Raw genomic sequence first — 19,971 nt, 5'->3', positions numbered from 1 at the left:
GCGAGTGACAGGCACAAAAAAGGCACGTCGGGGTGCCCTTGGTTTTTATGAAAGCGTCGTCGAGGCTTCTTGAAAGGCCGAATGGTAATGGACGCCTGCAACGATGCAAACCCTGTAAGCTAGGTGAAAGCCTGGGGTTTTCCCTAAAATTGGGGAACTCCCGATCCTCAGTTGTAACGGGGGGACCAGATTGAGGGCTTTTTGAAAGCTAAGTGAAAGTTGATAGAAAGAAATGCGAAAGCGGTCCGGCTGGATCGCCGCGATGCGCCGCGCGGGGGACTTTTCTAGTGTGGCCTGATCGGGTATGTTGCCGGCCGCTGGCATAAGTGCCGCATTTCCTACCGAATATTGCCGTGTTTCTCACCTTGCGTGAAGAGGCCCGATTCCCCACTGGATGGTTTACGATAGCGCCCATGCTGCAAGACCTAGACCAACTCGCCGCCCGTATCGGGCAACTGGTGCAACGCACCCGGCAACTGCATGCCGAGCGTGACGCATTGCGCGCGCGCCTGAATGAATCAGAAGCCGAGCAGCGTATGCTCAAGCAACGCGTCACCGAGCGCGATGCCGACATCGCCACGCTGCAAAGCAAACTGCAGGACAACGACGGCGCCGTGACCGCGATGCTCGAGCAGGCGCAGAAGGCCGAAGCGGCCTTGCGCGAACAGCTTGCGCGCGAGACCGCCGAGCGCCAGTCGCTCGAAGCGCGGTTCTCCGCCCGCGAAACCGAACTGCAGGGCAACCTGCAGCGCCGCGACACCGAACTACAGCGCTTGCGCGTGGCTGCCGCCTCGGCCCGCGAGCGCATCGACGCCGTCCTGGCCCGCCTGCCGGGTGCGCCGTCCGGAGAGCAACACTGATGGAACGCGTAGATGTAACGATACTCGGGCGCGACTACTCGCTGGCATGCTCGGCCGAGGAAAAGCCCACGCTGCTGGCCGCCGTGCGTCATGTCGATCAGCTCATGCTGCGTATCCAGGGTTCCGGCAAGGTCTCCAGCAACGAGCGCATCGCCGTGATGGCCGCGCTGCAAGTGGCGGGGGAATTGCTAGCGATGAAAGCGCCGGATGGTCCGCTGGGCGGTTTGGCGGTCGGCGACTTCAAGCGTAGAATCGAGGACATGAACGCAGTCCTGGATGATGCCCTGTCAGGGCAAGAAAAGCTGCTCTGACGTTCATACGCAGTTTTCACCACAGATTTTTCAGTTTGTCCCTGCCGTGTCCGTGACCTGGCCATACATTCTCTGAACCTATGTCTTATGGCATATTGGTTGCGGGAGTGCAGAGCTGGAGCGATTGTCTCTCGTAGACGAACCCGACGCTCTTCGGAACGCGACCACCTTGAACCTCAGGGTTCGAGATGCCGGCCTTGACGGCACAGGCGGGGCATCTTTCCCAGCGGGCCTGCCACGAGCGCAGGTCCGCGTCGGGCGCCTCCCCCCATCGTCCTCCCTCATAGGACCAGTCCATGTCGAAATCCCCCGTTTTTTCGCTGACCAAACTTGGCGCGGCGTGCGCGACCGTGGCCGCGCTTTCCCTGACGCAGCCCGTCTTCGCGCAGACCCAGGCGCCGGCTCCCGCCGCGGCGGAGTCCGCGGCCAATCGCTCGCCGGAACTGACCCTGCAGGCCACCGCATCCTCCGAGGTCAAGCAGGACACGGTACGCATTTCGCTGTCGGCCGAAGTCGAAGCGGCGGACCAGCCCACCGCCGGCAAGAAGCTGACCGAGATGCTGGAAGACGTGGTCAAGCGCGCACGCGACACCAAGGGGGTCGAAGTGCGCACCGGCAGCGTCAACGTCTGGCCCAATACCATCAGCAGCAGCAAGGGCAAGACCAGCACCACCTGGCGCGGCCAGGGCGAAGTGATTCTCGAATCCAAGGATTTCGCGGCCGCCGCCGCGCTGGCGTCCAAGCTGTCCGACAAGACCGCTATTTCCAATATCAGCTTCTCGCTGTCGCGCGCCGTGCGCGATGCCGAGGAACGCAAGCTGCTCAAGGAAGCCGCCCAGGCGTTCAAGGAGCGCGCGCTGGCCGCCGCCAACGCTTTCGGTTTCTCGGGCTACCGCCTGAGCAAGCTCGAACTGGGCGGCGCCGGCGGCGTTACGCCGATGCCGCGCATGATGAACGCGATGGCCAAGGACGCGTCGGGTGGCGCCGGCTTCAGCGCCGACGTTCCCCTGGAGTCGGGGAACGTCACGGTCAGCATTTCGGTCAACGGGACGATCGTTTTGCAGTAAGCACAAACATGATGGCGCCCAGGACGACCATCGGCAGGGACAGCCACTGTCCCATGCTCAACCCGCCCGCGAGCAGGCCCAGGAAGTTGTCCGGCTCGCGGGTGAATTCCACCAGGAAGCGGAACGTTCCGTAGCCCATCAGGAAAACCGCGCTTACCTGGCCCTGGGGGCGCGGCTTGCTCGAGAACCACCACATCAGCGCGAACAGCACGATGCCTTCCAGCCCCAGCTCATACAGTTGCGACGGATGACGCGGGATGCCATCGCCGCTGCTCGGGAACACCATTGCCCACGGCACGTCGGTCGGACGGCCCCACAGTTCGCCGTTGATGAAATTGCCCAGGCGGCCAAAGCCCAGTCCCAGCGGAATCAAGGGCGCGATGAAATCACTAAAGGCGAAAAAGGGCAGGCGCTTCTTGCGGGCGAACAGCAGCATCACCACGATCACGCCGATCAACCCGCCGTGGAACGACATACCGCCCTCCCACAGGTAGGCCACTTCCAGCGGATGCGCCAGGTAGTAGCCCGGCTTGTAGAGCAGCACGTAACCCAGTCGTCCGCCCAGCACCACGCCCAGCACGCTGTAGAAGATCAGGTCTTCCAGGTCGCGCACGTTCAGAGTGGTGGTGTGGCCGCTGGTGATGCGGTAGCGGCCCAGCAGGTACACCAGGGCAAAGCCCACCAGGTACATCAGTCCGTACCAATGGATGGACAAAGGCCCGATCTGCAGGGCAATGGGGTCGAATTTGGGATATTGCAGCATGTTCCGCCCGACACAATGAAGTTGAATGATAATAACCGGCAAGCCCTGCGATAGATCGACAGGCGAGGCGCTCGCCCTTGAATGCCGATGTATCCCGAGACTCGCCCGCGAGCGAGCTGGCCACCCACCCGGGCGCGATCGCCATGTCCGCGCCCTGACGGCCGACAGGAGACAACAGACCATGTCGCACAACGAACGTTCCCGCCACATCACGCACGGCGTTGCCCGGGCTCCCAACCGCGCCATGTATTACGCGCTGGGCTACCAGGAAGCCGACTTCGACAACCCCATGATCGGTGTGGCCAATGGTCATTCGACCATCACGCCCTGCAACAGCGGTCTGCAGCGCCTGGCCGACGCCGCCATCGAGGCCATCCGCGGCGCCAAGGCCAATCCGCAGGTGTTTGGCACCCCCACCATTTCCGACGGCATGTCCATGGGTACCGAGGGCATGAAGTATTCGCTGGTGTCGCGTGAGGTTATCGCCGACTGTATCGAGACCGCCACCCAGGGCCAGTGGATGGACGGCGTGGTGGTCATCGGTGGCTGCGACAAGAACATGCCCGGCGGCATGATCGCCCTGGCGCGCACGAACGTGCCGGGCATCTATGTCTATGGCGGCACCATCAAGCCGGGCCGATACCAGGGTAAGGACCTGACCATCGTTTCGGTATTCGAGGCGGTCGGCGAATACACCATGGGCCGCATGGATGAGGCCGATTTCAAGCAGATCGAGAAATGCGCCATTCCCGGCTCCGGCTCGTGTGGCGGCATGTACACCGCCAACACCATGAGCTCGGCTTTCGAGGCCATGGGCATGAGCCTGCCGTACTCCAGCACCATGGCCAATGAAGACGACGAAAAGGTCGTCTCGGCGGCGGAATCCGCCCGGGTATTGGTGGAGGCGGTCAGGCGCGGCCTGCGTCCGCGCGACATCATCACGCGCGAGTCCATCGAGAACGCCGTCTCCGTCATCATGGCGACGGGCGGTTCGACCAACGCGGTGCTGCATTTCCTGGCCATCGCCCACGCCGCCGACGTGCCCTGGACCATCGACGACTTCGAACGCATCCGCCAGCGCGTGCCGGTGCTGTGCGATCTCAAGCCGTCCGGCAAGTACGTGGCCACCGACCTGCACCGCGCCGGCGGCATTCCCCAAGTCATGAAGCTGCTGCTCAACGCGGGCCTGCTGCACGGCGATTGCATGACCATCACCGGCCAGACCGTGGCGCAATCGTTGGCCGATGTGCCCGACACGCCGCGTGCCGATCAGGACGTGATCATGCCGCTGGACCGCGCCCTCTACCCTCAAGGCCATCTGGCCATCCTCAAGGGCAACCTGTCGCCCGAAGGATGCGTAGCCAAGATTACGGGGCTGAAGAACCCGGTGATCACGGGCCCGGCACGCGTGTTCGATTCCGAGGATGACGCCATGGCCGCCATCATGGCGCGCCAGATCCACGATGGCGATGTGGTGGTGATCCGCTACGAGGGTCCCAAGGGCGGACCCGGCATGCGGGAAATGCTGGCGCCGACCTCCGCGCTGGTGGGGCAGGGGCTGGGCGAAACCGTGGGGCTCATCACGGACGGACGTTTTTCGGGCGGTACCTGGGGCATGGTGGTGGGCCACGTGGCGCCGGAGGCTTTCGTCGGCGGTCCCATCGCGCTGATCCGCGAGGGCGATTCGGTTACCATCGATGCCCACCAGCTGCTGTTGCAGCTCAATATCAGCGACGATGAAATGGCGGCTCGTCGCCAGGCCTGGGTCCAGCCCAAGCCGCGTTATACACGCGGTGTGCTTGCCAAGTTCGGCAAGCTCGCCAGCACCGCGAGCCGTGGGGCAGTAACCGATGCATTCGATTCGTAGTCTGTTGGCGGTCGCCGCCAGCCTGTTGGCCGCTGGCGCGGCGCAGGCACAAACCACCGGCCTGGAACTGGCCAAGAGCAAGGCCTGCATGGCCTGTCACCAGGTCGACGTCAAGCGCGTCGGCCCGCCCTTGGCCAGCGTGGCCGAGCGCTATGCCGGGCAGGGCGATGCCATGGTGGATTATCTGGCCGGCAAGATCCGCAGCGGGGGGCGCGGCACCTGGGGTGCGGTGCCCATGCCGGCGCAAACCCATGTCAGTCCGGAAGATGCCCGTCTGTTGGCCGAATGGATTCTGTCGCTGGCGCCAGCGAAGAAGTAGTCGTATCGTCTCTGGAAAGATTCAGGAAAGGAATGGTCATGGCAGAACAACCCTCCCCGGGCAATGAGGTCGCCGTCCTCGGCGGCGGCTGTTTCTGGTGCGTCGAGGCGGTCTTTACCGACCTGCGCGGCGTCAAGAGCGTGCTGCCCGGCTACAGCGGCGGACACGTCGACAACCCCAGCTACGAACAGGTCTGCGGCAAGGACACCGGCCACATCGAAGTGGCGCGCGTCGAATTCGACCCGGCCGAACTGTCCTACAGCGACCTGCTGCGCGTGTTCTTCGCCACCCACGACCCGACCACCCCGGGCCGCCAGGGCAATGACGTCGGCCCGCAGTACGAGTCGGCCATCTTCTGGCAGAACGACACCCAGCGCGCGCAGGCCGAAGCCGTCATCGCCGAGGTCGAGGCGCAGAAGGTCTACGACGCGCCCATCGTCACCAAGTTGCTGGCGCCCGCGCACTTCTGGCAGGCCGAGGACTATCACCGCGATTATTTCGCCCTGCATCCCGAGCAGGGCTATTGCCAGTTCGTGATCGCGCCCAAGGTCGCCAAGTTCCGCAAGCAGTTCCAGGATCGCCTGAAGAAATAAGGCAGGCGAAAAAAAACCTCGCGCCAAGCGAGGTTTCAAGCCCAGCGCCGGACACATGAGTACCGGCGCGGGAGGGGGAAGCGGTCAGTCGACGGCTTTCACCACGCCACGGCGCATCTGGTCCAGTTCGATGGACTCGAACAGCGCCTTGAAATTGCCTTCGCCGAAACCGTCGTTGCCCTTGCGCTGGATGATCTCGAAGAAGATCGGGCCGATCTGGTTCTCGGTGAAGATCTGCAGCAGCAGGCCGCCGTCGGGGGCGCCATCCAGCAAGATGCGGTTCTTCTGCAGGCGCTGCACGTCTTCGCCATGGTTGGGCAGGCGGCGGTCCAGCAGCTCGTAGTAGGTCTCCGGCGTATCCAGGAACACCACGCCGTTGGCGCGCAGCGCCTCGATCGTGCTGTAGATGTCCTCGGTGGCCATGGCGATGTGCTGGATGCCTTCGCCGCGGTACAGGTCCAGGTACTCCTGGATCTGGCCCTTTTCTTCCGTGCCTTCCTCGTTGATGGGAATGCGAATGTTGCCGCACGGCGAGGTCATGGCCTTGGACTTCACGCCCGTCACCTTGCCCTCGATGTCGAAGTAGCGCACCTCGCGGAAGTTGAACAGGCGCTCGTAGAATTCCGACCATTCCGCCATGCGGCCCTTGTGCACATTGTGCGTCAGGTGGTCCACCAGCGTCAGGCCGGCGCCGCGGTGGTTCAGGTCGGCCTGCGCGTTCTGCGGATCCACCGGCACGAAGTCGACGTCATAGATGCTGATGTCACCAATGCCGCCGTGGCCTTCCTTGCCATTCCAGCGGTCCACCAGGTAGATCAGCGAGTCGCCGATGCCCTTGATGGCGGGGATGTTCAGTTCCATCGGGCCGCTATGCGAGTCGAAACCCCAGGCGCCCAGTTCCAGCGCGCGCTTATACGCGGCGGCGGCGTCCTGCACGCGAAAGCCGATCGCACAGATCGACGGGCCATGCAGGCGGGCGAAACGTTGCGCGAAGGAATCGGGTTCGGCGTTGATCAGGAAATTCACGCCGCCCTGGCGGTACAGCGTCACGTCCTTGTGGCGGTGCTTGGCGATTGCCTTGAAGCCCAGCAGTTCGAACACCTTGCGCAGCGCGGCGGGGTCCGGCGCGGCATATTCGATGAATTCGAACCCGGCGGTGCCCATCGGGTTGTCCCAGGGTTGGAAAGCGCTGCTCATGTGTCTGCTCCCTTGCGTCGTTGTAGAGGCGACTTGTCGTTCAAGTCTAGGATGAAGATTGTAGGGAGGAAAGGCAGGCAGACAATTGCAAACATGTCGCGAAAGTGGCCTGATTGAGCAATAATATTGCCGAAGATAAAAAATATGGGGCTGAAAATGTCTGACATAGAGCTGGATAGGACAGATCTAAGGATCCTGGCCGAATTGCAACGGGATGGCCGCCTGAGCAACCAGGAACTGGCCGATCGCGTCTCCCTGTCGCCCAGCCCCTGCCTGCGCCGGGTGCGGCGGCTGGAAGAGAAGGGCTTCATCAAGAAATACGTGGCGCTGATCGACGCCGAGAAGGTCGGGCTGGGCCTGCTGGCCTACGTCAACATCCGCCTGAATAAACACAGCGGTTCCAGCCACGCGCCCATGAGCGACTTCGCCCGCGACGTCCAGCTCTGGCCCGAGGTAGTCGAGTGCTACGCCATGTCCGGCGACATGGACTACCTGTTGCGTATCCAGGTCGCCGACCTGGCGCATTTCTCGCGGTTCGCCATGGACACCTTGATGCGCCATCCCGCGGTGGTGGATATGCGGTCGTTCTTCGCGCTTCAGCAGATCAAGGAAACCACCGAGCTGCGACTGTAGCGGAAATGGGGGGAGGCCCGCGTCTGCAGCGCTCTCTGTATATAGGAGAGGGCTGCGGGAGGCGGAAGAGGCGGGTGTGCCCTCTATGTATAAGAGTAGAGGCTGTTTCCCAATGGATAGCGGCAGTCTCTACATATAGATATTGCGTGCAGAGGGGCCGCCTATCAGCGAGCAGGCCGAAATCCAGGGCCACGTAGGGGGCGGCAAATATCGCGGCTGTCTCTACCCTCTATATAGAGAGAGGAATGAACTGCGTCAGCCCCGAGGGCGCGACAGGATCGTTGCTCCACTACGGCGCTTCGCTGGAGGTGCGTCGTAAGGGATGCGCAGGCCCGGTAGCGCAGAGCGGATGCCGCTCGCATGGCAAATAAGGGGTGTGTCCCTGTCAATCATCATCTTTCTGCAAAATGCGTGTCATGCTGGCGTGACAAGCCGAAATTCTGTGCTATAGTCTCGCTCCTTCGCAGTTCAAGCAGTTTTGTTGAGCGGCGGGGCCAGGCAAGTGCAACGGATCCGAAGGCTACGGCAAGCGGGTTTGTCGCGGGGCAGCAAGGCGGTGGGTCAGTGATGATTCTTTCGAACCGGCGGTCAGCGAATTTTGCGTAAGTCGGTGCAAATCAGGCAGAAGCCAGTTGCACGATCTGCAAAAATTGTGCTATAGTCTTGGGCTTGGCTGGTGACGGCGAATCAGGGTTTACCCGGTAGGGTGGTCTGAACAGCGTTGCAAGCCGACTGGGCGGTAACCAACCTCTGGAGCGATCCAGGGCTGCTGAAGGTGGAGTGATTCACTGGCTGGCAGGGTTGCAGGAAAGGGTGCAAGTCAGGCAGAAGCCGGTTGCATAATCTGCAAAAGTTGTGTTATAGTTTCAGGCTTGGCGGTTACCGAAAACTTAGGGATAACCCTGATATTTCGATAGCTGCTAAAGAGGAAAGCCTGGCGTTAGCCGGGTGAGACCTGAAGAGGTCGTAGGCAAGGCAGCGAAATGAAGTAAGTGACGCTGACTTGACAAACGATAAAAACTTCTTCATAATCTCGTTTCTCTGCTGCTGACACAGCGATCGACGCGAAAGCGAAATCGCCGAGGAAAGCAGAAGATGCAGTAAGTAGTACAGAATTTAGCAGTACCGCTCTTTAACAATTAAACAACCGATAAGTGTGGGCGCTTGATGCGAGTGCGCAGTGGTCAGGTTTTAAACCCTGGTCACAAGCACAATGAAATCAAGTGCTCACTAGAAGTGAAGTACCTTAGACGTCAAGTTTAAGAACATACCTCACTTCCTTTGAGTAGCGACGTATGACTCGGTTCTTCGGAACTAAGAAATACGAAACAAATACAGAGATTAAACTGAAGAGTTTGATCCTGGCTCAGATTGAACGCTAGCGGGATGCCTTACACATGCAAGTCGAACGGCAGCACGGACTTCGGTCTGGTGGCGAGTGGCGAACGGGTGAGTAATGTATCGGAACGTGCCCAGTAGCGGGGGATAACTACGCGAAAGCGTAGCTAATACCGCATACGCCCTACGGGGGAAAGCAGGGGATCGCAAGACCTTGCACTATTGGAGCGGCCGATATCGGATTAGCTAGTTGGTGGGGTAACGGCTCACCAAGGCGACGATCCGTAGCTGGTTTGAGAGGACGACCAGCCACACTGGGACTGAGACACGGCCCAGACTCCTACGGGAGGCAGCAGTGGGGAATTTTGGACAATGGGGGAAACCCTGATCCAGCCATCCCGCGTGTGCGATGAAGGCCTTCGGGTTGTAAAGCACTTTTGGCAGGAAAGAAACGTCGCGGGTTAATACCCCGCGGAACTGACGGTACCTGCAGAATAAGCACCGGCTAACTACGTGCCAGCAGCCGCGGTAATACGTAGGGTGCAAGCGTTAATCGGAATTACTGGGCGTAAAGCGTGCGCAGGCGGTTCGGAAAGAAAGATGTGAAATCCCAGAGCTTAACTTTGGAACTGCATTTTTAACTACCGGGCTAGAGTGTGTCAGAGGGAGGTGGAATTCCGCGTGTAGCAGTGAAATGCGTAGATATGCGGAGGAACACCGATGGCGAAGGCAGCCTCCTGGGATAACACTGACGCTCATGCACGAAAGCGTGGGGAGCAAACAGGATTAGATACCCTGGTAGTCCACGCCCTAAACGATGTCAACTAGCTGTTGGGGTCTTCGGACCTTGGTAGCGCAGCTAACGCGTGAAGTTGACCGCCTGGGGAGTACGGTCGCAAGATTAAAACTCAAAGGAATTGACGGGGACCCGCACAAGCGGTGGATGATGTGGATTAATTCGATGCAACGCGAAAAACCTTACCTACCCTTGACATGTCTGGAATGCCGAAGAGATTTGGCAGTGCTCGCAAGAGAACTGGAACACAGGTGCTGCATGGCTGTCGTCAGCTCGTGTCGTGAGATGTTGGGTTAAGTCCCGCAACGAGCGCAACCCTTGTCATTAGTTGCTACGAAAGGGCACTCTAATGAGACTGCCGGTGACAAACCGGAGGAAGGTGGGGATGACGTCAAGTCCTCATGGCCCTTATGGGTAGGGCTTCACACGTCATACAATGGTCGGGACAGAGGGTCGCCAACCCGCGAGGGGGAGCCAATCCCAGAAACCCGATCGTAGTCCGGATCGCAGTCTGCAACTCGACTGCGTGAAGTCGGAATCGCTAGTAATCGCGGATCAGCATGTCGCGGTGAATACGTTCCCGGGTCTTGTACACACCGCCCGTCACACCATGGGAGTGGGTTTTACCAGAAGTAGTTAGCCTAACCGCAAGGGGGGCGATTACCACGGTAGGATTCATGACTGGGGTGAAGTCGTAACAAGGTAGCCGTATCGGAAGGTGCGGCTGGATCACCTCCTTTCAGAGCTTAGTGCTCGTGTTAAGCGTCCACTCTTATCGGTTGTTTGATATAGCTGGGATCGGTTGTGGGCTTGGGTAGAGGGACTCCTCCCTGTGTCCATGACTTCTGACTACTGATCCGAGAAGGTTTTGGGTCTGTAGCTCAGTCGGTTAGAGCACCGTCTTGATAAGGCGGGGGTCGTTGGTTCGAATCCAACCAGACCCACCAAGTATTCGCGGGCATGAGATGTCGTGGATATGGGGGTGTAGCTCAGCTGGGAGAGCGCCTGCTTTGCAAGCAGGATGTCATCGGTTCGATCCCGTTCACCTCCACCAAGATCTTGATCACCTGGTGGTGATGTAGAAGCTAACTCATAACGCTGCGAGCAGCGCTATGAGTTGGGTTTTACCCAACAGCTATATTCGTTCTTTAACAATCTGGAAGAAGCACAACGAAATGTGCTCATCAAGTAGTCAGCGTTGCTGATGAAGATGGGTACGGGTTGTGATTGCATTAATTTTGTTCCAAGTTCTCAAGACTGGGGTGAATAACCTCAGACTGCTTTGAAACTTATGAACGGCACAAACGCTAATACTCAGGTCCTATAGCCTACAGCGTTATAGGATCAAGCGACTAAGTGCATATGGTGGATGCCTTGGCGATCACAGGCGATGAAGGACGTAGTAGCCTGCGAAAAGCTGCGGGGAGCTGGCAAACAAGCTTTGATCCGCAGATATCCGAATGGGGAAACCCACTGCGCAAGCAGTATCCCTGACTGAATACATAGGTCAGTGGAGGCGAACCGGGTGAACTGAAACATCTCAGTAGCTCGAGGAAAAGAAATCAACCGAGATTCCGAAAGTAGTGGCGAGCGAAATCGGAAGAGCCTTTACGTTTTAGCATGCAAGATAGTCGAACGGAATGGAAAGTCCGGCCGTAGCAGGTGATAGCCCTGTAGACGAAATTTTGTGTGTGGAACTAAGCGTAAGAAAAGTAGGGCGGGACACGTGAAATCCTGTTTGAAGATGGGGGGACCATCCTCCAAGGCTAAATACTCGTGATCGACCGATAGTGAACCAGTACCGTGAGGGAAAGGCGAAAAGAACCCCGGAAGGGGAGTGAAATAGATCCTGAAACCGTATGCATACAAACAGTAGGAGCCTCCTTGTGGGGTGACTGCGTACCTTTTGTATAATGGGTCAGCGACTTACATTCAGTGGCAAGGTTAACCGAATAGGGAAGCCGTAGCGAAAGCGAGTCCGAATAGGGCGATTCAGTCGCTGGGTGTAGACCCGAAACCAGATGATCTATCCATGGCCAGGTTGAAGGCACGGTAACACGTGCTGGAGGACCGAACCCACTAATGTTGAAAAATTAGGGGATGAGCTGTGGATAGGGGTGAAAGGCTAAACAAATCTGGAAATAGCTGGTTCTCTCCGAAAACTATTTAGGTAGTGCCTCAAGTATTACTGCGGGGGGTAGAGCACTGTTATAGCTAGGGGGTCATGGCGACTTACCAAACTATGGCAAACTCCGAATACCCGCAAGTACAGCTTGGGAGACAGAGCACCGGGTGCTAACGTCCGGACTCAAGAGGGAAACAACCCAGACCGCCAGCTAAGGTCCCGAATTATCGCTAAGTGGGAAACGAAGTGGGAAGGCATAGACAGTCAGGAGGTTGGCTTAGAAGCAGCCATCCTTTAAAGAAAGCGTAATAGCTCACTGATCGAGTCGTCCTGCGCGGAAGATGTAACGGGGCTAAGCGATAAACCGAAGCTGCGGGTGTGCACTTTGTGCACGCGGTAGGAGAGCGTTCTGTAAGCCTGCGAAGGTGGCTTGTAAAGGCTGCTGGAGGTATCAGAAGTGCGAATGCTGACATGAGTAGCGATAAAGGGGGTGAAAAGCCCCCTCGCCGTAAGTCCAAGGTTTCCTGCGCAACGTTCATCGGCGCAGGGTGAGTCGGCCCCTAAGGCGAGGCAGAGATGCGTAGCTGATGGGAAGCTGGTTAATATTCCAGCACCGTCGTACAGTGCGATGGGGGGACGGATCGCGGAAGATCATCAGGGTGTTGGATGTCCCTGTTGACGTATCGAAGATGGCGCTTAGGCAAATCCGGGCGCGTAAATCAAGGGTACGGCACGAGCGAGCATAGCTTGCGAAGTGATTGGAAGTGGTTCCAAGAAAAGCCTCTAAGCTTCAGCTGTACGAGACCGTACCGCAAACCGACACAGGTGGACGGGATGAATATTCCAAGGCGCTTGAGAGAACTCAGGAGAAGGAACTCGGCAAATTGATACCGTAACTTCGGGAGAAGGTATACCCCGGTAGTGTGAAGCGCCTGCGCGCTTAGCATGATGGGGTCGCAGAGAATCGGTGGCTGCGACTGTTTATTAAAAACACAGCACTCTGCAAAGACGAAAGTCGACGTATAGGGTGTGACGCCTGCCCGGTGCCGGAAGGTTAAGTGATGGGGTGCAAGCTCTTGATCGAAGCCCCGGTAAACGGCGGCCGTAACTATAACGGTCCTAAGGTAGCGAAATTCCTTGTCGGGTAAGTTCCGACCTGCACGAATGGCGTAACGATGGCCACACTGTCTCCTCCTGAGACTCAGCGAAGTTGAAGTGTTTGTGATGATGCAATCTACCCGCGGCTAGACGGAAAGACCCCATGAACCTTTACTGTAGCTTTGCATTGATCTGTGAACCGGCCTGTGTAGGATAGGTGGGAGGCTTTGAAGCGTGGTCGCTAGATCACGTGGAGCCATCCTTGAAATACCACCCTGGTTTGTTTGCGGTTCTAACCTTGGTCCGTTATCCGGATCGGGGACAGTGCATGGTGGGCAGTTTGACTGGGGCGGTCTCCTCCCAAAGTGTAACGGAGGAGTTCGAAGGTACGCTAGGTACGGTCGGAAATCGTGCTGATAGTGCAATGGCATAAGCGTGCTTGACTGTGAGACTGACAAGTCGAACAGGTGCGAAAGCAGGACATAGTGATCCGGTGGTTCTGAATGGAAGGGCCATCGCTCAACGGATAAAAGGTACTCTGGGGATAACAGGCTGATACCGCCCAAGAGTTCATATCGACGGCGGTGTTTGGCACCTCGATGTCGGCTCATCTCATCCTGGGGCTGTAGCCGGTCCCAAGGGTATGGCTGTTCGCCATTTAAAGAGGTACGTGAGCTGGGTTTAAAACGTCGTGAGACAGTTTGGTCCCTATCTGCCGTGGGCGTTGGATACTTGACGGAGCCTGCTCCTAGTACGAGAGGACCGGAGTGGACGTACCTCTGGTGTACCGGTTGTCATGCCAATGGCATTGCCGGGTAGCTAAGTACGGAAGAGATAACCGCTGAAGGCATCTAAGCGGGAAACTCGTCTGAAGATTAGGTATCCCGGGGACTTGATCCCCCTAAAGAGTCGTTCGAGACCAGGACGTTGATAGGTCGGGTGTGGAAGCGCAGTAATGCGTTAAGCTAACCGATACTAATTGCTCGTGAGGCTTGATCCTATAACACTGATGGTTATGACCTGGTGATGTAGCGTTCCAAGTGTCGTTCAATACAAAATCTGGCTGCCCCGTCAGCAGCCAGCCAACACCAATTACACCCACCTGTGCGTGATCGTCGAGCACCGCTCTGATCACCACACGTTGCGCTTCTTCCAAGATTGGAGCGGTTGTCCCCAAGGACAGCCTCTCAACCCGTTACGCCTGACGACCATAGCAAGGTGGTACCACTCCTTCCCATCCCGAACAGGACAGTGAAACGCCTTTGCGCCGATGATAGTGGACGGACGTCTGTGAAAGTAGGTCATCGTCAGGCTTTTATTGCTCAAAACCCCATAGGCTCGCGCCTGTGGGGTTTTGTTTTTGGCCGCGCGGAAAGTACAAGCCCACCGAGTCGGAAGGGCGGGCGAGAAAGTCGTCCGACACGCCTGAAACCCGCGCCAGCATTGAATGTGCCCAAATAACAACGCCCGTGGACCAGTCGGGTTTGTGCGGTAAGATTGACCGAGTCAATTGTTGTTGGAGCGTAATCGTGAGTGATACCCAGACCCCCGCGCCCGGTACGGCATTGGACCTGCGCACGCTGACCCACGTGGCCTATGGTTTGTTTGCCCTGGGCTTTCTGACCAGTGGTTTCTTGGGCATTGCCACGCTGGCCTCAGTCGTGTTGATGTACCTGAAGCGTTCCGACGTTGCAGGTACGGTCTATGCAACGCATTTTGATTGGTTGCTGCGCACCTTCTGGTGGGCGTTGCTGTGGCTGGCCATCAGCAGCTTGGCGGTGCTCATCTATATCGGATGGATCGGCGTCGTCGCCACCATCGTGTGGGGCCTGTACCGCCTGATCAAGGGTTGGCTTGCATTGCTGGATGGCACGGCACCGACCTCGTATGCGTGATCCGGATCGTGCCTGACGGAAAAAGCCGGCGTATGCCGGCTTTTTTATTTGATGAGCGCAACCGCAGGCGATCCCCGCCAACCCCGCTCAGGGTGAGAGTGGTGGTTCGAACCGTGGGCGGGTGATGGATTGCGTCGTCAAGGGAAAGGACGCGCTCGTTGGCGGCAAAGGTCTGTTGCCGCGGCCATCAGCCGGCCATCCCGGCCTTGCCTGATGCAGGGCCTGCAGCGCATTGGAAAGGATCTGGGGTGGAAGTCGCCGGATTGCCCATCGTTATGATGGGGGCTGACGGCAGGAGCTGGAGAGCTTGCTTGTGGAGTACAGCTTCAGGGGTACTGCGGGTCGAACCCGCCCGGCGTTCAAGCCAGGGCGTTGAGGCATAGCCAAGGCAGGGACGTACCAAGTACGCCCTTTGCCCGCTTACTTCAGATGTGCGTTGACCAGCTTGGTCAGTTCGAACATCGTGACCTGATCCTTGCCGAAGATCGGGCGCAGCTTGGCATCGGCGTTGATGTTGCGCTTGTTGCTCGCATCTTGCAGGTTGTGCTTCTTGATGTATTCCCAGATCTTCTTGGTGACCTCGGTGCGCGGCACGGCTTCCGAACCGATCACAGCGGCCAGTTCGGCGCTGGGAGTCAGGGGCTTCATGAATGCAGCGTTCGGCTTGCGCGCGGTCGCGGGTTTGGAGGTTGTGGCCATAATGCGGCGCTCCTTCTCTGGCTGTTGGAAAAATTGTCCTGCGGCCGGAGCATAACGTGTCTCTCCCCTAAAGACAAAGGCATTTATCCTCTGTAGCAACTAAAATATCGCCACTGTCCCCCCTTCCACGTCATTCTGTAACCTCCTATGTACGCACGTTCTGCTTTGGAATCAATTCGCTTGTTTCATGACGAATTGACGGCGCTGCGGCGCGACCTGCACGCTCATCCCGAGTTGGGCTTCGAAGAAGTCCGCACGTCTGGGATCGTGGCGGGCGCGTTGGAGGCGCTGGGCATCGAGGTGCACCGGGGCATTGGCAAGACAGGCGTGGTGGGCGTCATTCGCGGCAAACGCTGCGACAGCGGACGCATGATCGGCCTGCGCGCCGACATGGACGCCCTGCCCATGACCGAAGACAACGACTTTGGCCACAAGTCGACCAAGCCCGGCCTGATGCATGGTTGCGGCCATGACGGCCATACGGCGGTATTGATCGGGGCGGCCCGGTACCTGGCGCAGACCCGCAACTTCGATGGCACGGCGGTACTCATCTTCCAGCCGGCCGAGGAAGGGCGCGGGGGGGCCAAAGCCATGATGGAGGACGGGCTATTTGACACCTTTCCCTGTGATGCCATCTACGCCTTGCACAACTGGCCCGGGCTGAAGCCCGGTACCATCGGCATCAACCCGGGACCGATGATGGCGGCGGCCGACCGTTTCGAGATCCTCATTACCGGCCGCGGCGGTCATGGCGCGCATCCTTATCAGACGATCGATCCGGTCACTATCGCTGGCCAGGTCATCACCGCGCTGCAGACCATTGTGTCGCGCAACGTCAATCCGCTGGATTCCGCGGTAGTATCGATCGGTTCGCTGCAGGCCGGCCATCCTGGCGCGATGAGCGTGATCCCGCGCGAGGCGCGGCTGGTGGGCACGGTGCGCACCTTCCGCAAGTCGGTGCAGGAGATGGTGGAGACGCGCATGCGCGAGTTGGTCACCGCCATCGCCGGCGCATTCGGCGGCACCGCTGAGCTAACCTATGAGCGCATCTATCCCGCGACCCTGAACACGCCGCAACACGCCAATCTGGTCGCGGATATCGCCACCGAGATGATCGGCAAGGAAAACGTGGTGCGCGACCTGGTCCCGTCGATGGGTTCCGAAGATTTTTCCTTCATGCTGCAGAGCAAGCCAGGCGCTTATTTCCGTCTGGGCCAAGGCGGAGCCGAGTCTGGCTGCGTGCTGCACAACTCGCATTTCGATTTCAACGATGCCGTCATTCCCCTGGGCAGCGCGATGTTCTGCGCGCTGGCTGAACGGGGCATGCCGCTGGCAGATTAAGAAGCCTTCCCATGTCTACGCAAAATACGACTCGACTGACCATCACCCGCCCCGACGATTGGCACTTGCACCTGCGCGATGGCGCCGCGCTGGAAGCGGTGGTGGCGGATACGGCGCGACAGTTTGCCCGCGCCATCATCATGCCCAATCTGAAGCCGCCGGTAACCACCACTGAACAGGCCGTGGCCTATCGCGGCCGCATTCTGGCGGCGCTGGCCAAGGCGGGCGGCGATGTTGGCGCTTTCACGCCGTTGATGACGCTGTACTTGACCGACAACACCAGCGCCGAAGAGATCTTCCGCGCGCACGAGTCCGGCCAGGTCTGTGCGGTCAAGCTGTATCCGGCCGGGGCCACCACCAATTCCGACGCCGGTGTCACCGATCTGCTGGGCAAGTGCGCCAAGGCATTGGAAGCGCTCGAGAAGTGTGGCATGCCGCTATTGGTGCATGGCGAAGTGACCGATCCGTCGATAGACGTGTTCGATCGCGAGGCGATCTTCGTGGAACGGGTGATGAAGCCGCTGCGGCGTGCGTTCCCCGCCTTGAAGGTGGTGTTCGAGCACATCACGACCAAGGAGGGCGCCGAGTATGTGCGTGATGCCGAAGGTCCGATCGCGGCCACGATCACGCCGCAGCATCTGCTGTACAACCGCAACGCGATTTTCCAGGGTGGCGTGCGGCCGCATTGGTATTGCCTGCCGATCCTCAAGCGTGAAACCCACCGCCAGGCGCTGGTGGCGGCCGCGACCAGCGGCAGCCCACGCTTCTTCCTGGGAACCGACAGTGCGCCGCATGCCCGTGGCCTGAAGGAGCATGCCTGCGGCTGTGCCGGCTGCTACACCGCTTTGCATGCGATGGAGTTGTATGCGACCGCGTTCGATGCCGTCGGCAAGCTGGACCAGCTGGAAGGGTTCGCCAGTTTCCACGGGCCGGATTTCTACGGTTTGCCGCGCAATACGGGAACCTTGACCCTGGTGCGGGAGACCTTCCAGATTCCGGAAGAACTGCCGTTCGGCAATACCGCGCTGGTGCCCCTGGCCGCGGGCGAGACGCTGGCCTGGCGCGCCACGTCGTAGGCACGCCGGTGGCGCATCCCGCGCCGTTGGCGATGCGCCAGATATCGTAGTGGGCCGCAGCAAGCCGTGGTAGCCCGCTGCCCCAGCCTCAGAGGCCGCCTTCGCGGCGCGCCTCGAGCAATTCCCAGCGCGCGAATTTCTCTTCGAGCTCGCTTTCGAGCTTGGACAGTTCGCCGTTGATGCGTTCGACTTCGGCGGGCGCATCGCGGTACAGGCTGCCATCGGCCAGCTTGCCGGCCAGCGCCGCCTGCTGCGCCTCGAGCGCGGCGATGGCGTCGGGCAGGCCCTCGAGTTCGCGCAAATCCCACGAATTCATTTTGGCGGCTCGTACCGGCTTTGCCTTGGCGGCCTTGGCGCGGGCGGCGGCTTCATCGGCGGCGCGCGCCTTGGCAGTATCTTCCGCGGTGCTTTCGACGAGCGCCGGGGCGGGCCGCTGGGCGACCCATTCGTCGTAGCCGCCGACATAATCGCGCCAGTGGCCGTTGCCCTCGTAGGCGATGGTCTGGGTGACGACGTTGTTCAGGAATGCGCGGTCGTGGCTCACCAGCAGCACCGTGCCGGAATATTCCTGCAGCAGTTCTTCAAGCAACTCGAGCGTTTCGATATCGAGATCGTTGGTGGGTTCGTCCAGCACCAGCACGTTGGCCGGACGCGCGAACAGGCGCGCCAGCAGCAGGCGCGCGCGTTCCCCGCCGGACAGGCTGCGCACGGGCGAGCCGGCGCGCGCGGGTGAGAACAGGAAGTCGCCGAGATAGCTCATGACATGCTTGCGGGTGCCGCCGATCTCGACCCATTCGCTACCCGGGCTGATGATGTCGACCAGCGTTGCGTTCTCGTCGAGCTGGGCGCGCATCTGGTCAAAGTAGGCCACCGACACGTTGGTGCCGGTGCGGGTCTTGCCGCTGTCGGGCGGCATTTCGCCCAGGATCAGCTTGAGCAGCGTGGTCTTGCCGGCGCCGTTGGGGCCGATGATGCCGATACGGTCGCCGCGCAGGATGGTGGTGGAGTAGTCGTCCACCACGACCTTGTCGCCGAAGCGCTTGCTGACGTGTTCCAGTTCGGCCACCAGCTTGCCGGAGCGCTGGCCTTCGGCCAGTGCCAACGACACGTCGCCGACGCGTTCACGGCGCTCGGCGCGTTCGACCCGCAGGCGTTCCAGGCGCCGCACGCGGCCTTCGTTGCGGGTGCGGCGGGCTTCCACGCCCTTGCGGATCCAGACTTCTTCCTGGGCCAGGAGTTTGTCGAAACGGGCTTGCTCGAGGCGCTCGGATTCCAGCCACTGGGCCTTGCGCTCTTGCCATTGCGAGAAGTTGCCGGGGAAGCTGAGCAGCCGCCCGCGGTCGAGTTCGACGATGCGGGTAGCCACTGAATCGAGGAAACGGCGGTCGTGGGTGATGATGACCGCGGCGCCCTTCCAGGTGCGCAGCATTTCCTCGAGCCAGGCAATGCCGTCGAAGTCCAGGTGGTTGGTGGGCTCGTCCAGCAGCAGCAGGTCGGGCTCCTCGACCAGGGCGCGGGCCAGCGCGACCCGCTTGCGGGTGCCACCGGACAGGCCGGCGATCTGGGCGTCCGCGGGCAGGCCGAGTTTTTCCAGGATGGCGCGCACGCGCGAGGGGCGCTGCCAGTCTTCGTGGTCGCCTTCGACGTTGCAGACCACGTCGAAGACGGTGGCATTTTCGTCCAGTTCCGGTTCCTGTTCGACGGTGGCCACGCGCAGGCCTGAGCTGCGGGCGATGTCGCCGTCGTCTGGCGCGGTGCGGCCGTCCAGCAGCCGCAGCAACGAGGACTTGCCGGCGCCATTGCGGCCGATGAGGCCGATGCGCTCGCCGGCCTGGATGGCGAAGTCGGCATGGTCCAGCAATGGGTGATGGCCGTAGGCCAGCTGGATGTCGGTCAGGGTGATGAGCGTTGCGAGGGCCATGTAGGGAGTCGTTTTTGCGGCGGGATAAGCGGATCAGGCCATATTGTCGCAGGAACCCGGGCGGCTGTTCGG

The 19,971-nt window shown here is 59.9% G+C and carries 14 protein-coding genes, 2 tRNA genes, 3 rRNA genes and 1 other RNA gene; 16 read left to right on the top strand and 4 right to left on the bottom strand.

Annotated elements, in window-relative coordinates:
- The first annotated feature begins 413 nt into the window (after positions 1-413).
- The 4 genes from K2W61_RS04345 (at position 414) to K2W61_RS04330 (ending at position 2,238) form a co-directional block, all read left to right on the top strand.
- Positions 414-860 carry a hypothetical protein gene (locus K2W61_RS04345; RefSeq protein ID WP_175134534.1) on the top strand — a complete coding sequence of 149 codons (447 nt, stop codon included), beginning with the start codon at positions 414-416 and terminating at the stop codon, positions 858-860.
- Positions 860-1,171: a cell division protein ZapA gene (locus tag K2W61_RS04340; RefSeq protein ID WP_175134535.1), complete on the top strand. Its 312-nt coding sequence runs from the start codon at positions 860-862 to the stop codon at positions 1,169-1,171. Before K2W61_RS04345 ends, K2W61_RS04340 begins: the two co-directional genes overlap by 1 nt.
- A gap of 35 nt (positions 1,172-1,206) precedes the next feature.
- A non-coding RNA gene (ssrS, locus tag K2W61_RS04335) (6S RNA) lies at positions 1,207-1,391 on the top strand.
- Positions 1,392-1,467: 76 nt separating this feature from the next.
- On the top strand, positions 1,468-2,238 hold the full coding sequence (locus K2W61_RS04330) for an SIMPL domain-containing protein (protein WP_175134536.1): 771 nt from the start codon (positions 1,468-1,470) through the stop codon (positions 2,236-2,238).
- On the opposite strand, the gene lgt is transcribed toward K2W61_RS04330, so the two are convergent.
- On the bottom strand, positions 2,213-3,001 hold the full coding sequence (lgt, locus tag K2W61_RS04325; protein WP_175134537.1) for a prolipoprotein diacylglyceryl transferase: 789 nt from the start codon (positions 2,999-3,001) through the stop codon (positions 2,213-2,215). The two genes, K2W61_RS04330 and lgt, sit on opposite strands and share 26 nt — an antisense overlap.
- 181 nt (positions 3,002-3,182) lie before the next feature.
- On the opposite strand from lgt, the gene ilvD reads away from it, so the two are divergent.
- Genes ilvD through msrA form a run of 3 tightly spaced genes read left to right on the top strand, consistent with a single transcriptional unit; the run spans position 3,183 to position 5,780 of the window.
- Complete coding sequence (gene ilvD / locus K2W61_RS04320; RefSeq protein ID WP_236755106.1) at positions 3,183-4,868, top strand: dihydroxy-acid dehydratase; 1,686 nt, start codon at positions 3,183-3,185, stop codon at positions 4,866-4,868.
- The gene (locus K2W61_RS04315; RefSeq protein WP_175134539.1) at positions 4,852-5,187 is read left to right on the top strand and encodes a c-type cytochrome; all 336 of its coding nucleotides are present in this window, start codon (positions 4,852-4,854) and stop codon (positions 5,185-5,187) included. The genes ilvD and K2W61_RS04315 overlap by 17 nt, the downstream gene beginning before the upstream one ends.
- 38 nt (positions 5,188-5,225) lie before the next feature.
- Positions 5,226-5,780, top strand: coding sequence for a peptide-methionine (S)-S-oxide reductase MsrA (gene msrA, locus K2W61_RS04310; protein ID WP_175134540.1), 555 nt, complete (start codon positions 5,226-5,228; stop codon positions 5,778-5,780).
- Between the two features lie 84 nt (positions 5,781-5,864).
- Here msrA and hppD read toward each other — a convergent pair whose 3' ends face one another.
- Entirely contained in the window at positions 5,865-6,977 is a 1,113-nt protein-coding gene (gene hppD / locus K2W61_RS04305) for a 4-hydroxyphenylpyruvate dioxygenase (RefSeq protein WP_175134541.1), read from the bottom strand.
- A gap of 156 nt (positions 6,978-7,133) precedes the next feature.
- Between hppD and K2W61_RS04300 the strand changes: the two genes are divergently transcribed.
- The 7 genes from K2W61_RS04300 to K2W61_RS04270 all read left to right on the top strand — a co-directional run bounded on the left by K2W61_RS04300 (position 7,134) and on the right by K2W61_RS04270 (position 14,862).
- Positions 7,134-7,610, top strand: coding sequence for an Lrp/AsnC family transcriptional regulator (locus tag K2W61_RS04300; RefSeq protein ID WP_175134542.1), 477 nt, complete (start codon positions 7,134-7,136; stop codon positions 7,608-7,610).
- A 1,343-nt stretch (positions 7,611-8,953) separates the two neighbouring features.
- Positions 8,954-10,484: ribosomal RNA gene (locus K2W61_RS04295) — 16S ribosomal RNA — on the top strand.
- A 130-nt stretch (positions 10,485-10,614) separates the two neighbouring features.
- Positions 10,615-10,691: transfer RNA gene (locus K2W61_RS04290), tRNA-Ile, on the top strand.
- A 31-nt stretch (positions 10,692-10,722) separates the two neighbouring features.
- Positions 10,723-10,798 (top strand) — tRNA-Ala (locus tag K2W61_RS04285).
- A 288-nt stretch (positions 10,799-11,086) separates the two neighbouring features.
- A 23S ribosomal RNA gene (locus K2W61_RS04280) occupies positions 11,087-13,967 on the top strand.
- A gap of 200 nt (positions 13,968-14,167) precedes the next feature.
- Positions 14,168-14,280, top strand: a 5S ribosomal RNA gene (rrf, locus tag K2W61_RS04275).
- The 16S, 23S and 5S rRNA genes sit together here with 2 tRNA genes alongside, the layout of an rRNA operon.
- 216 nt (positions 14,281-14,496) lie before the next feature.
- Positions 14,497-14,862 carry a DUF4870 family protein gene (locus K2W61_RS04270; RefSeq protein ID WP_175134761.1) on the top strand — a complete coding sequence of 122 codons (366 nt, stop codon included), beginning with the start codon at positions 14,497-14,499 and terminating at the stop codon, positions 14,860-14,862.
- Positions 14,863-15,282: 420 nt separating this feature from the next.
- On the opposite strand, the gene K2W61_RS04265 is transcribed toward K2W61_RS04270, so the two are convergent.
- On the bottom strand, positions 15,283-15,561 hold the full coding sequence (locus K2W61_RS04265; RefSeq protein ID WP_006217453.1) for an SWIB/MDM2 domain-containing protein: 279 nt from the start codon (positions 15,559-15,561) through the stop codon (positions 15,283-15,285).
- A gap of 147 nt (positions 15,562-15,708) precedes the next feature.
- Here K2W61_RS04265 and K2W61_RS04260 point away from each other — a divergent pair, with 147 nt between their 5' ends.
- Positions 15,709-16,902: a M20 aminoacylase family protein gene (locus K2W61_RS04260; protein ID WP_175134762.1), complete on the top strand. Its 1,194-nt coding sequence runs from the start codon at positions 15,709-15,711 to the stop codon at positions 16,900-16,902.
- Between the two features lie 11 nt (positions 16,903-16,913).
- Positions 16,914-17,978: a dihydroorotase gene (gene pyrC, locus K2W61_RS04255; RefSeq protein ID WP_175134763.1), complete on the top strand. Its 1,065-nt coding sequence runs from the start codon at positions 16,914-16,916 to the stop codon at positions 17,976-17,978.
- Between the two features lie 88 nt (positions 17,979-18,066).
- Here pyrC and K2W61_RS04250 read toward each other — a convergent pair whose 3' ends face one another.
- On the bottom strand, positions 18,067-19,899 hold the full coding sequence (locus K2W61_RS04250) for an ATP-binding cassette domain-containing protein (RefSeq protein WP_175134764.1): 1,833 nt from the start codon (positions 19,897-19,899) through the stop codon (positions 18,067-18,069).
- Between the last annotated feature and the right edge of the window lie 72 nt (positions 19,900-19,971).

Source organism: Achromobacter pulmonis (assembly GCF_021733725.1).
GTDB classification, from domain to species: Bacteria; Pseudomonadota; Gammaproteobacteria; order Burkholderiales; family Burkholderiaceae_B; genus Achromobacter; species Achromobacter pulmonis.
Note: the sequence above shows the minus strand (reverse complement) of the source record. Positions and strands in the feature narration are given on the sequence as shown.